We start from the raw sequence: 12,203 nt of genomic DNA on the forward strand, positions 1-12,203 counted from the left end.
CGCCGCAGCGTCAGGCGGCCTGGACGGGGATCTGGTGGCCGGTGTGCGTGATGCGGTTGCCCTGACCCAGGTAGACCAGGTTCGGGGTGAAGGATCGGGCCTCCTCCGCGTCCAGCTGGCCATAGGCGCAGATGATCACCCGGTGCCCGACCGCGGCCTTGTGCGCGGCGGCGCCGTTCACCGAGATCACGCCCGAGCCCGCTTCGGCCTCGATCGCATAGGTGGTGAAGCGTTCGCCGTTGTCGATGTTGTAGATCTGGATCTGCTCGAACGGCAGGATGCCGGCCGCCTCCAGCAGTCGGATATCAATCGCGCAAGAACCCTCGTACTCGAGCTCGCAGTGCGTGACCCGGGCCTTGTGCAGCTTGCCCTTCAGTAGGCTAATCATCATCGGCGGAAACTCCGGTGACGCGTTCGTCAGCAACTATTGTGCAGCGCATTATGCGGCAATCATGCAGGACCGGCAAACTTCCCGCAGCGAAGCCGCAGATTATCAATCAGCCGGACGCCGTCAAGCCAGGCAGCCGCCAGCAGGATCAGATCCCGGTCCCCCGGCCCGGGTTCCCCCAGGTCTTCGGCGCGCCGGATGCTGAGATAATCCGGCCGGAAACCCGCCTCGCGCAACCGTGCCTCGGACGTGGCGACGAGCTCGGGAAAGATCCCGGGCCACTGGTCGGGTTCGAGCAGGCAGGCCTCTACCGTGTCCCGCAGGCAGCGGTACAGTTCCGGCGCGCGCGCCCGCCCGGACGGCGACAACCGGGCATTGCGGGAACTGAGCGCCAGCCCGTCGCTCTCGCGGACCGTGGGCACAGCCTCGACGGACACCGGAAAGTTCAGCGACGCGACCATGCCCCGGATCAGCAGCAGCTGCTGATAATCCTTCTCGCCGAAGACCGCGAGATCGGGCCGCACCAGGTTGAACAGCTTGGCGACCACGGTGGCGACCCCGTCGAAGTGGCCCGGCCTCGATTCGCCTTCGAGCACGCGCGACAGCCCGGAGACCACCACTCGCGCGGTCACCGGCTCATGTTCCGGGTACATCTCGGCGGCGTCCGGGCAGAACAGGGCGTCGACCCCGGCCTCGGCCAGCATCTTCGCGTCGGCCTCCAGCGTTCGCGGATAGCGGGAGAGGTCGTCGGGACGGTCGAACTGCAGGGGGTTCACGAACACGCTCACCACCACCCGGCGGCCCTGTTCCCGTGCGCGGTGCACCAGCGCAAGATGACCTGCGTGCAGGTTGCCCATCGTCGGCACGAAGGCGAGTCTGCCGAGCTCCCTGCTCCGCCATTCCCGGCACAGCGCGGTCACCTGGCGTCGATCGCGAAGGATCCGCATCGGGTTCAGGTGAAGGTGTGCTCGCCGGAAACGGGGAAGCGGCGCTCCCGCACTGCCGCGGCATAGGCCGCGATGGCCTCGGCGAGCCCTCCGGCCCCCGGCATGAAGTTGCGTGCAAACCGGGGCGGATCCGGCGTCAGGCCGATCACGTCCTGCAGCACCAGCACCTGTCCGTCGCAGTCGGGGCTCGCGCCGATCCCGATCACCGGTACCCGGGCCGCGTGCGCGATGCGCGTCGCCAGCGCCTCCGGAACCCCCTCCAGCAGCAGGCACTGCGCGCCCGCGGCCTCGAGCGCCCGTGCCTCCGCCTGCATGCGATCGGCCGCCGCGGACTCCCGGCCCTGGATCCGGTAGCCACCGAAACGGTGCACCGCCTGGGGGGTCAGGCCGAGATGCGCGCACACCGGAATCCCGGCACCGGCCATACGCCGCACGAGATCGGCGTGAGCGCCGTTGCATTCCACCTTGACCATCTGCGCGCCGGCGCGCATCAGCGCACCCCCCTGTTCCAGCGCGGTCAGCACGTCGCGGTCACCGAGGAACGGCAGGTCGGCCATCAGCATCGCGCGACGCGCGCCCCGGGACACCGCGGCGACGTGATAGACCACGTCTTCGATGGTCACCGGAAGTGTGGTCTCGTGCCCCTGCACCACCATGCCCAGCGAGTCGCCCACCAGGATCACGTCGATGTCCGCGGCGTCCAGCAGCCGGGCGAAGCTGGCATCGTAGGCAGTCAGGCAGGTGATCGGCCGTCCGTCCCGCTTGTGCCTTTCAAGGGTGCGAATGGTAGTGCGCATCGGACCTCCTGCACCGGTCACAGCTGCACGGGCAGAGGGTTGAAGTAGTGCCTCCCCCCGTGAACCTGATTTAGGAATTCGACGAGCTGCCGAAAATCCGCGGCGCGGTTGACCCAGTCGATCTCCGCCGCGTTCACGATCACCAGCGAGGCCGCATCGAAATGATAGAAGAACTCCGCGTAGGCTGCGTTCAACTGTTCGAGGTAGGCGCCGTCGATCCGGCGCTCGTAGCCGCGGCCGCGCCGGCGGATGCGTTCCAGCAGGACGTCGACCGGGGCCTGCAGGCACACGACCAGGTCCGGGCGCGGAAGCCGGGGGCGCAGGTGCCGGAACATCTCCCGATAGATGGTCATCTCGTCGGGTGAGAGATTGAGCTCCGCAAACAGCGGATCCTTGTCCACCAGGTAGTCGGCCACGTGCAGGCGTTCGAAGAGCTGGAGCTGAGCCAGCGGCGTCAGCTGCCGGATGCGCTGCACCAGGAAATGCAGCTGCGTGGCCAGGGCGTATTTGGAACGATCCTGGTAGAAGCGCTCCAGGAACGGGTTCTCGTCCGGCACCTCGAACAGGCCCTCTGCGCCCAGGTGCTCCGCGAGCATCCGGGCGAGACTCGACTTCCCGACCCCGATCGGACCCTCCACTGCGATGAACCGGAAATCGGCAAGGCTCATGCGCGCGTCTCCTCGGCAACGGCCTGCAGCCCGGTTCCGCACATCCCGCGGCACAGCGCCGCGACCGGGCCGTGCCCCGGGATCATCAACCCGGGAGCCAGTTCCAGTAACGGGAGCAGTACGAAGTCACGCTCCGGGATGCCCGGGTGCGGGACCCGCAGGCCCGGTTCGTCGATGACCTCTTCGCCGAAGAGCAGGAGGTCGAGATCGAGCAGGCGCGGACCCCAGCGGGTGGCGTCGCGCCGGCGCCCGCAGGCGACCTCGATGGCCTGCAGCCGGTGCAGCAGCGCGCGGGGCTCGAGCCGGGTCTCCAGGCGCGCCACCGCGTTCACGTAATCGGGCTGGTCCCGGGGCCCCATCGGCGGATTGCGGTAGAGGCGCGAGCGTCCGGAGGGACGGGTCTCCGGCAGGTCGCGAGCCAGTCGCGCCAGGGCGTCGAACACCTGGGCAACCGGATCGCCCAGGTTGGCCCCGATCCCGATGAAGGCCGACACCGGCGCGTTCACGACACCGCCCTTGGCCGGCGCCGGCTCCGGCCGCGCCGCGGCCGCGTCGCGGTGTCCGGTGCCCCCGCCGCGGGCCTCTGCTGCTGGCGCGCGGCGTCGCTGTCCTGGAACTCGGTCCACCACGCGCAGAGTTCCGGATCCGCTTCGCCCGCACGCGCGCGCAGGCACAGGAAATCGTAGCCCGCGCGAAAGCGCGGATGGCCGAGGAGCTTCAGGGCGCGCCCGCCCTGGTTCCGGGGAAGGCGTTGCTGCAGCTCCCAGATCTCGCGCACCACCAGTGAATAACGCTTCGGTATCGAGACCCGTTGCACCTGCCGCTCGAGCACCATGGAACCCGCCTGTTGCCAGGCGGCGACGGGTTCCTCGCCGGCGTCCAGCCGCGCCCCGGCCTCGCGCCGCACCGGTGCCCAGAGGATCGCCGCATAAAGAAAGGCCGGGTGCACGCCCATCCCGTCGCGGATCCTGGCATCGGTGTTCTTCAGGGCCTCGACCAGGAAGTCCCGCTGGGCCGGGCCGGTCTCGGGGTCGGCAAAGCACTCCGCGGCCTGCGGAAACATGGCCTCGAACAGGCCGAAGCGTTCGAGTTCGTCCAGACAGGTCACCGCCGCGCCGCTGTGAAAGAGCTTGATCACCTCGTCGAAGAGCCGCGCGGGCGCCACGGACGTCAGCAGGCCGGCGAAGCGGTGCAGCGCCTGGTCGACCTCCGGCGCAATGCGCAGGCCCAGCTTGGCCCCGAAGCGCACCGCGCGCAGCATGCGCACCGGATCCTCGCGCAGACGCTGTTCCGGGTCGTCGCCGATCAGGCGGAGCACGCCCTCGTGCAGATCGATCACGCCGTTGGTGAAATCCAGCACCGAGTAGTTGGCGATATCGTAATAGAGGGCATTGATGGTGAAATCTCGCCGCCACGCATCCTGTTCGATGGTGCCGTAGCTGTTGTCGCGCAGGATGCGGCCATCCTCGCTGAGCTCGATGTTGCCTTCCTCGTTCTCGGCGCCGAACGGTGCCCGGAAGGTGGCGACCTCGATGATCTCGCGCCCGAAGGTGACGTGGGCCAGCCGGAAGCGCCGCCCGATCAGTCGGCAGTTGCGGAACAGCCGCCGCACGTCCTCGGGATGCGCATCGGTCGCCACGTCGAAGTCCTTCGGTTCGCGTCCGAGCAGCAGGTCCCGGACACCGCCGCCGACCAGGCAGCTGCGAAAGCCCGCGTCACGCAGCCGATAGAGGACCTTCAGCGCGTTGTCGCTGATGGCGGCGCGCGAGATCGGGTGCTGATCGCGGGAGTAGACCCGCGGCTGTACAGGGGCTTGGACCGCTTGGCTCACCAGGATTCGTCATCGCTCGGAAACGTCCGCATGATAACAGGTCGCCTGCGCCGGGCACCGTCCGGACACTCAGACGCCGCCGTTGCGGAGGGGGGCGACCTCTCCGGTTACCCGGAAGCGCAGGTAGTCATCCAGGATCCGCCGGTGATCGAAGGCCAGCGTCTGTCTCCGGTCCTCGGGGTCGATCCAGCGCAGCGTCAGCGCGTCGTCCTGCGCCCGGGCCTCTCCCTCGCCCCGGGCAACGTAGACCAGGCTCACGGTGTGCCCCCGCGGATCACGCTCCGGGTCCGAATACACGCCCAGCAGGATCTCGAGCCGGACGTCGAGGTCGGTCTCCTCCTTTGCCTCCCGCCGTGCCGCCCGCTCCGCCGGCTCGCCCCGGTCGACGAACCCGCCGGGCAGCGCCCAGCCCGCCGGCGGATTGCGGCGCTCGATCAGCAGCACCCGGCCCGGGTGGGCGGCGTGCCGGATGATCAGATCGACGGCCAGCAAGGGTGTCTCCGGATGACCTGTGTTCACATCTCTCCCTCCTTTCTGATGAAGCGGCGGATATGCCGGCGCTCCCGCTTGTCCGGGCGGCGCCCGGGGCGCGCGCTGTCCCGTTGCTCCCGGCGCCGGGCGGCCTCCGCCTCGCGCCGCGCCGCGCTCTCCGCGGTCTCGGCGTACAGCTGCCGCGCCTCGGCAGCCGGACGGCGCTGCGCGTTGATGCCGAGGACCTCGATGTCGAAGAGCTCCTGGCCCCGCTGCACCGTCACCCGGTCGCCGGGGTGTACCTTCCGGGCAGGCTTGCAGCGATCGCCATTTACGTGCACCTTCCCTCCTGCAACCGCCTCGGTGGCGAGCGCCCGGGTCTTGAAGAAACGGGCGGCCCAGAGCCACTTGTCCAGGCGCAGCGAGCCGTTATCGTGATCGGATGGAGTCACGGCCCGCACGCCCGTTCAGCCATCGGGGACCGATTACCGCCGCCGTCTGGAGGTCTCATGGCCCTGCCCAATCTGCATCTGGTCAGCTTTCCCCTGTGTCCGTTCGTTCAGCGTAGCGTCATCACGCTGAAACACAAGAAGGTCCCCTTCGAGCTGACCTTCATCGATCCGAACGACCCCCCCGCGTGGTTCCGCGACAAATCCCCGACCGGGAAGGTGCCCCTGCTGCTCGTGAACCGGGATACTCCGGTCTTCGAGTCGGCGGTGATCAGCGAGTACGTCGACGAGATCGCGCCGCCCCGCCTGCTGCCGGAGGACCCGCTGGAGCGCGCGCAGGCCCGCGCCTGGATCGCCTTCGCATCGGACATGATCATGGCGATGCACCGCTGGATGACCGCACCCACCGAACAGGCCTTTCGAGAGGCCCGCGACGAGGCGGCAAAGGGCCTGGCGCGGATGGAGGAGCAGTGCCAGGCCGGTCCCTGCTTCTCCGGATCCGACTTCTCGCTGCTGGACTCGACGCTTGCGCCCGTCCTGATGCGCTACGACCTGTTGCAGGATCCGGAGAGCCCGTGGCAGCCCGTCCAGTACCCGCAGCTCGCACGCTGGTGGCAGCACGTGTCGGCATTGCCGGAGGTGAAGGATTCGACCATCGAGGACTTCGGGGAGCGGCTGGTCCGTTTCCTGAACAATCAGGAGGGCTTCGCCGGCCCGCGCCTGGCGGGGCGGCTCGCGGCACGCGGCCACTGACCGGGCCAGTCAACGACGAAGTCGATCAGCGGGAGGTCGGGTGCCGCATCCTCGCGGACCACCCGCCCCGCGACCGACACGCCTGCCGCACGCACGGTCCCGGGGTCCCCGGAGATCAGCGGGTGCCAATCGGGGAGGGGCTCGCCGCGCAGGCGAAGGCGGTAGGCACAGGTGGGCGGCAGCCACTCGAAGCGGGCCACGGACTCGATGTCGATCTTCAGGCAGTCGGGGACCCGGCGCATCCGGTTCGCATAGTCCGAGCAGCGTCCGGTCTCGCAGTCCAGCAGACGGCAGGCGAGCCAGGTGAAGGCCAGCTCGCCGGTGTCCTCGTCCTCCAGCTTGTGCAGGCAGCAGCGTCCGCAGCCGTCGCAGAGGGCCTCCCACTCCCGCTCGTCCAGCGTCCCCAGCGGCCGCTGCCAGAATGGCGCCGGCATCAATCCCGGCCCTGCGTGCCGTCCAGGAGCAGCTGGCCGGCCCGCTCGAGGCGCTCCACGACCGGCTCCCAGCGTTCGAGCGTGACGAAGTGCATCAGCACGCGGCCGCGGCCCGTCGGGATCCTTATCGCGACGGCCTGCTCCGGATACAGCCAGTAGCTCTGGTCGTCCCCGATGCGCAGGTGGCTTGCAGGCTCCCCGAATCGCGCCCGCACCAGATCGGAATCCCAGCGCGCCCGCGGTATGTAACTCATCTCCACCACCGGCGTGTCGCCAAGCATCCGCAATGCGTCGTCGCTCAGGCCGTAGCGGCGTGCACCGCTGGGCATCGGCCGATCGGAGGTGCGCTCCCCCCAGAGGTAGTCCATGTCGGCCTCGTCGAGGGCCGGGCGCAGCACCAGGTTGGCCTCGAACGGGGGAATCCGCGCATTGGAGTAGAAGGCCTCGACGGTCCGGGTTCCATCGGGTTCAACGAACAGCCGGATATCCGGCACCGGGAGGCGATCCGTCAGGTCCCGGAGCGTCGTCCGGCCGAGTTCGATGCCCAGGACGCGCGTCCGGTCCTCCGCGGGGATCTCGACCTGCCAGGGGAGGTTGTCGAACTGCTGCATCTGGGTGCGGTCCGGCATCAGGAAGACGCCGATCAGCACCAGCACCAGAATGGTGCCCAGGACCCCCCCGAGCCATCCTCCGAAACGCATCCCAACTCCCGGCACAACGGCCTTCAGAAAAATTCCCGGCCCGGCGGCCGTTCCAGTCCTGCCCGGGCCCTGCGGCGCGCGCGGGCCGCCCGCTCCGGTCCCCGCAATCGGCTGCCAAGTATAGCAGGGCCCCTGGCCTGCGGTGTCGGAGCCCGTTGGTCCCGCGCAGCCTGAACCCGTCGCCCGTCTTCGCGGCGCGGCGATCCCGGAGCATGCCCGCCGTTCACGGGCGCGCCAGCGGCGGGAGATGGAAGATCTTCGGTGCCTTGCACGTCAATTAGACTAGCGTGGTCCACCGGCACATGTGCTGGAGGCGCGGTATCCGCTACCCTGTCGTCCTCTGGATGCATCGAGCGCGCCACGCGCTACCTTCACGTCAACGGAGTCAGCAGCATGCCGTCTTTCCCGCCCCGGATGTCCCGCCGCCGCTTCCTGCAACTCGGCGCCGGATCGCTCGCAACGGCCGGTATCATTGCGACCGCCCCGCAGATCACCGTCCTGGCCGACGATCTGAACGACTTCCTCAAGGGTCCGCCCGTCGAGGACATCCCGCCGATCCAGCTCAGCGAGAACGTCTGGATGATCCATTCCGAGGAGGTCTTTCCGACCCCGCAGAACAAGGGGATGATGTGCAACATCACCTTCGTGGTCACCGACGAGGGCGTGGTGATCCTCGACAGTGGCGGCTCGCTGCAGATCGGTGAGATGGCCATCCGCATGATCCGCACCGTCACCGACCGGCCGGTCGTCGCGATCTTCGTCTCGCACTACCATGGCGACCACTGGCTGGGCAATCACGCCTTCGTGAACGAGTACGGACCGGACCTCCCGATTTACGCGCATCCGCACACGAAGGCGGAGATCGAGGGCGTACAGGGCGATCTGTGGCGGAGCCTGATGGAGCGCTGGACCGAGGGAGCCACCATTGGTACCCGGGTGGTTGCGCCGAACCGCGAAATCCAGCACGGCGACGAATTCCGCTTCGGTGACGCGCTGCTGCGGATGCACCACTACGGAGTCGCGCACACCCCGAGCGACATCAGCATGGAAGTGGTCAACGACGACCTGACCTACGTTGGCGACGTGGCGATGGAACGACGGATCGCGAACATGGACGACGGCTCCTTCCAGGGCTCCATCGACTACATCGACGCGCTGCTGGCGGAGGCGGGCTCCGAGATCTGGGTACCGGGCCACGGGCGCGCCACCGACGACCTGATGCAGTGGAACCGCGAGCTCTTTGCCGGCATCTACGAGAACTGCCTGGCCTCGGTCGAGGAGATGGAGAGCATCGCCGAGGCGCGGGCGCGGGTGCTGGCCGATCCGCGGGTGGCGGAGAAGGCCGCAGAGACGCGCGGCTTCGAGGACAACATCGGCCGTTACGTCAGCCTTGCGTATCTCGAGGCCGAGATGGCGGCATTCTGAACCGGCGCCGATGACGCCGACGGCGCACGCGCCAGCCGGCCTCCCCTCCGGAAGCGTCCGCACCGACGGAGGTCCGGTACTGCGGCCATGAATCGTGCCGATCGGCTGTTCCATCTGCACGGCATCCTGCGTTCCGCGCGCCGGCCGGTGCCCTTCGACACGCTGTGCGGGCGGCTCGAGGTCTCCCGGGCCACCCTGAAGCGCGACATCCGCTACCTCCGCGACCACATGGAGGCGCCGATCCTGTACGACCGGCGCCACAACGGCTACCGCTACGATCCGGACGCGCCGGAATTCGAACTCCCGGGCATCTGGTTCAACGAAAGCGAGCTGCACGCGCTGCTTGCGACGCAGCAGCTTCTCGACAGCGTTCAGCCAGGTCTCCTGGGGACATCCATCGGGCTCTTGAAGACCAAGGTGCGCAAACTGCTGGGCGAGGGCGGGCAGCGCGCGGAGCTGGTCGCCAGCCGGGTAAGCCTGCAACCGATGGCTCCACGCCGCACGAATTTCGAGGTCTTCGGGCAGCTCTCCGGTGCCGTGTTCAACCAGCGCCCGCTCACCATTACCTACCACGGGCGAGAGCGCGATGCGCCGGGCTCGCGCAATATCCATCCCTATCGTCTGGTCCACTACCGGGACAACTGGTACGTGGTCGCCTACTGCGACCAGGCCAAGGCTCTGCGCACCTTCGCGCTGGACCGGATCCGCAGGGTCCGGCCCGCGGCGACGCCGTTCCATGATGCCAGCGACAGCGATCTCGATCATCACATCGGTGCGGGCTTCGGCATCTTTACCGGTGCGGCCCGCGCGTGGGCGGTGCTGCGGTTCACCGCTGAGCGCGCGCGCTGGGTCGCGGACGAACGCTGGCACCCGGACCAGATCGGCCGGTGGGTGGACGGCGCGTACGAATTGCAGGTGCCCTACTCGGACTCCCGGGAACTGGTGATGGACATCCTGAAATACGGACCGGACGTCGAGGTGGTCGCACCACCCGAGCTGCGCCGCCAGGTGGCCGCAAGGCTGCAGGCGGCGGCGCAGCGCTATCCCGACCGGCAGGCCTGAAAAAAAATCGCGCCCCCGGCGGCACTGGCTCACTCTGTGAGCCACCGGCCGGGGTATAACGGCGTCAGGCCCAAACCGAGGAATGCCTGATGAATCTCCGCCGACGACATCTCCAGGCCCTGCGCACGCCCATGCTCTCAGGCCACGCCCGCCCGCGCCGCGTTGGCGGTGCCGGCAGGGGCACCTATCTGCAGCGGCTGCCCCTGGCCGGCTTCGAGCATCACGCGGCCGCGCGCCTGTGGGCCTATCTGCGCACCGGCCAGGCGCTGCTGCTCAGCCGCGAGCTGACCAATCCGGTGGATCCGCGGGCGGTGCGCATCAGCTGGCTTGGCGAGCAGCTCGGCTACCTGCCCCGTTCCGAGAATCTCCTCGCGTCCGATCTGCTGGACCACGGCGGTGAGGTGATTGCGCGGATCCACACGCTGCGCGAGACGGACGACCCCTGGGCCAGGATCGACCTGGATCTCTACCTGACGGCCCATCGGTAGCAGGGCGCGGCCCCGGATCAGCCATTGTCGCGGTTGAGCCGCTCCACCGCGTCCATCGCGGCCCGTGCGGCGGCATCGATGTCGCCTTCCCGTCCCGCGAGCGTGAGGCGCCCGAAGGCGCCCACCGCGTGCGCCTCGCACAGGGTGATGTTCGAGGCCTTCTCGGCCTCGTTGGCGGCGTAGGTGATGTAGCCGGCCGGTTCGGTCTCCAGGATGAAGATGCTCTCCCCGGCCAGGACCATCGAACCCTTGCGGTTCTGGCGGTTGATCAGCACCGCGTGGTCGGCATTGATGCCGCGGATGATCTCGTGCCAGGCGACGCGGCAGTTCTTGCGCGAGGACACATCGGCGCCCATCCAGTGCAGCACCACGTCCGAGGCCTCCTGCACGCTGGCCTGGTCGCGGTGATGGATGTTCATGGATCCGAAGGAACGCTCGACCACCTGCGAGCCGAGATGGACCGGGGCGGCCTTCAGCGCGATGTCGGTCAGCCGGTGTATCGCCATGCCCGGCTCCACCTCCAGCCACAGGCAGGAATCGCCCGGCTTGGGCAGAAATCCCTGCGACACCGTGGCCATGTACGACGCGAGCTGCGGCTGCAATGCGTCGATGAGCACGTAGGTTCGCAGGGAGATCAGGGGCGCGTCCATGGGAACAGCCGGTTCAAGTTGACTTCCTGAAGAGGGCCCCGACAAGGCCGCCGGGACGCATGAATCCGCACCTCGGAACGCCCCCGGCGGAGGTGACCAGCGCGGGCGCGGTCCCGCACGGCGCGGGATGATACCGTGTTCCCGCATCGGGAGCACGGCTGCGGCCGCGGGCACCGACGGGATGCCGGCTGCAGCGCATCCCCCGACGTTTCACGCCGCATCGCGGCCGCAGGGCCGAAAACCTTACTGTCAGGGTTGAATCCTACCATGCCCCGAGGGGCGGATATCCAGACGCCGCCTCCCAACGCCGAGGGCCCGGCGCCACCCTGGCGATCAATCGCCCTACCCCGGAAGCGGGCAGAGGCGGGCGGTGCGCGCGACCTTCACCTTAACCCACACTCCCGCGCGGTGTTCGCGCGGCCCGCTCTGTGGTAACCATGGGCGCGCACACCGTCCATACCGGAGCCGCAATGAACGCACCTGAACTGCACATCCGTGTCGATACCCGCGAAAAGGGCCGGATCATCAAGCGCCTGGAAGGCCTGACCGGCGTGACGCTCGACTTCACGGAGATGGACGTGGGCGACTACCTGTTGCCCGGCGACGTGATCGTCGAACGCAAATCGGCCACCGACCTGATCCTGAGCGTGGTGGACCGCAGCCTCTGGGACAAGGTGGCCAAGCTCGGGAGCCAGCATTCGCGGGTGGTCTACATCGTCGAGGGCGACCTCTATGCCGCGCGTTTCCACCAGCAGGCACTGGACATCCACCGGGCCCTGGCGGCGATGGTGGTGGGCCACGACGTGTCCATCCTGCCCAGCCCGGATGCGGACAACAGCGGCATGCTGATCTACCTGCTCGGACTGGCCTCGGCGCAGGGCGGCGCCACCGCCGAGCGGCCCGGGAAGCCCACCATCCGCCGCGATGCCCAGCTGTATCTGCTCGGCGCGCTGCCGGGTGTGGATCCGGACCGTGCGGAGGCGCTGCTGCGCCACTTCGGCTCGGCACGCAAGGTGCTCGCAGCGGATGCCGACGCCCTGGCCGCGGTCGAGGGCATCGACGCCGAACGCGCCGCCCGCATCGCCGAGGTGCTGGAGTACAGCGCCTGACGGTTCACGCGACCCCCGCGACCCCGCGCG

General features: G+C 68.7%; 16 protein-coding genes. 5 read left to right on the plus strand and 11 right to left on the minus strand.

Annotated features, from left to right (window positions below; all coding sequences use genetic code 11):
- Positions 1-10: 10 nt before the first annotated feature.
- The 8 genes from panD to ACESMN_RS09085 all read right to left on the minus strand — a co-directional run bounded on the left by panD (position 11) and on the right by ACESMN_RS09085 (position 5,554).
- Entirely contained in the window at positions 11-391 is a 381-nt protein-coding gene (gene panD, locus ACESMN_RS09050; RefSeq protein WP_373053272.1) for an aspartate 1-decarboxylase, read from the minus strand.
- A 59-nt stretch (positions 392-450) separates the two neighbouring features.
- Entirely contained in the window at positions 451-1,335 is an 885-nt protein-coding gene (gene panC / locus ACESMN_RS09055) for a pantoate--beta-alanine ligase (protein WP_373053273.1), read from the minus strand.
- 5 nt (positions 1,336-1,340) lie between these two features.
- Entirely contained in the window at positions 1,341-2,132 is a 792-nt protein-coding gene (gene panB / locus ACESMN_RS09060) for a 3-methyl-2-oxobutanoate hydroxymethyltransferase (protein WP_373053274.1), read from the minus strand.
- 17 nt (positions 2,133-2,149) lie between these two features.
- Positions 2,150-2,800 carry a deoxynucleoside kinase gene (locus ACESMN_RS09065; protein WP_373053275.1) on the minus strand — a complete coding sequence of 217 codons (651 nt, stop codon included), beginning with the start codon at positions 2,798-2,800 and terminating at the stop codon, positions 2,150-2,152.
- Positions 2,797-3,306: a 2-amino-4-hydroxy-6-hydroxymethyldihydropteridine diphosphokinase gene (gene folK, locus ACESMN_RS09070; protein WP_373053276.1), complete on the minus strand. Its 510-nt coding sequence runs from the start codon at positions 3,304-3,306 to the stop codon at positions 2,797-2,799. The genes ACESMN_RS09065 and folK overlap by 4 nt, the downstream gene beginning before the upstream one ends.
- Positions 3,303-4,631, minus strand: a complete 1,329-nt coding sequence (pcnB, locus tag ACESMN_RS09075; protein WP_373053277.1) for a polynucleotide adenylyltransferase PcnB — start codon at positions 4,629-4,631, stop codon at positions 3,303-3,305. The genes folK and pcnB overlap by 4 nt, the downstream gene beginning before the upstream one ends.
- Before the next feature lie 69 nt (positions 4,632-4,700).
- On the minus strand, positions 4,701-5,150 hold the full coding sequence (locus ACESMN_RS09080) for a DUF4916 domain-containing protein (RefSeq protein ID WP_373053278.1): 450 nt from the start codon (positions 5,148-5,150) through the stop codon (positions 4,701-4,703).
- Complete coding sequence (locus ACESMN_RS09085) at positions 5,147-5,554, minus strand: RNA-binding S4 domain-containing protein (RefSeq protein WP_373053279.1); 408 nt, start codon at positions 5,552-5,554, stop codon at positions 5,147-5,149. Before ACESMN_RS09085 ends, ACESMN_RS09080 begins: the two co-directional genes overlap by 4 nt.
- Before the next feature lie 57 nt (positions 5,555-5,611).
- On the opposite strand from ACESMN_RS09085, the gene ACESMN_RS09090 reads away from it, so the two are divergent.
- Positions 5,612-6,304, plus strand: coding sequence for a glutathione S-transferase family protein (locus ACESMN_RS09090; RefSeq protein WP_373053280.1), 693 nt, complete (start codon positions 5,612-5,614; stop codon positions 6,302-6,304).
- On the opposite strand, the gene ACESMN_RS09095 is transcribed toward ACESMN_RS09090, so the two are convergent.
- Together ACESMN_RS09095 and ACESMN_RS09100 are read right to left on the minus strand one after the other, a co-directional pair.
- The gene (locus tag ACESMN_RS09095) at positions 6,247-6,738 is read right to left on the minus strand and encodes a YcgN family cysteine cluster protein (protein WP_373053281.1); all 492 of its coding nucleotides are present in this window, start codon (positions 6,736-6,738) and stop codon (positions 6,247-6,249) included. The genes ACESMN_RS09090 and ACESMN_RS09095 overlap by 58 nt on opposite strands.
- The gene (locus tag ACESMN_RS09100; RefSeq protein WP_373053282.1) at positions 6,738-7,439 is read right to left on the minus strand and encodes a hypothetical protein; all 702 of its coding nucleotides are present in this window, start codon (positions 7,437-7,439) and stop codon (positions 6,738-6,740) included. The genes ACESMN_RS09095 and ACESMN_RS09100 overlap by 1 nt, the downstream gene beginning before the upstream one ends.
- Before the next feature lie 393 nt (positions 7,440-7,832).
- Here ACESMN_RS09100 and ACESMN_RS09105 point away from each other — a divergent pair, with 393 nt between their 5' ends.
- From ACESMN_RS09105 to ACESMN_RS09115, 3 genes are all read left to right on the plus strand, one after another.
- On the plus strand, positions 7,833-8,864 hold the full coding sequence (locus ACESMN_RS09105; protein ID WP_373053283.1) for an MBL fold metallo-hydrolase: 1,032 nt from the start codon (positions 7,833-7,835) through the stop codon (positions 8,862-8,864).
- An 87-nt stretch (positions 8,865-8,951) separates the two neighbouring features.
- Positions 8,952-9,926: a helix-turn-helix transcriptional regulator gene (locus ACESMN_RS09110; protein ID WP_373053284.1), complete on the plus strand. Its 975-nt coding sequence runs from the start codon at positions 8,952-8,954 to the stop codon at positions 9,924-9,926.
- An 89-nt stretch (positions 9,927-10,015) separates the two neighbouring features.
- Positions 10,016-10,414, plus strand: a complete 399-nt coding sequence (locus ACESMN_RS09115; RefSeq protein ID WP_373053285.1) for an HIRAN domain-containing protein — start codon at positions 10,016-10,018, stop codon at positions 10,412-10,414.
- A 17-nt stretch (positions 10,415-10,431) separates the two neighbouring features.
- Here the strand turns inward: ACESMN_RS09115 and ACESMN_RS09120 are convergent, their stop codons facing one another.
- Positions 10,432-11,052, minus strand: coding sequence for a hypothetical protein (locus ACESMN_RS09120; RefSeq protein ID WP_373053303.1), 621 nt, complete (start codon positions 11,050-11,052; stop codon positions 10,432-10,434).
- A gap of 482 nt (positions 11,053-11,534) precedes the next feature.
- Here ACESMN_RS09120 and ACESMN_RS09125 point away from each other — a divergent pair, with 482 nt between their 5' ends.
- A complete protein-coding gene (locus ACESMN_RS09125) occupies positions 11,535-12,173 on the plus strand; it encodes an ERCC4 domain-containing protein (protein WP_373053286.1) in 639 nt (212 codons plus the stop codon).
- The last annotated feature ends 30 nt before the right edge of the window (positions 12,174-12,203 follow it).

It is taken from the genome of Thioalkalivibrio sp., assembly GCF_041690275.1.
GTDB lineage: Bacteria > Pseudomonadota > Gammaproteobacteria > Ectothiorhodospirales > Ectothiorhodospiraceae > Thioalkalivibrio.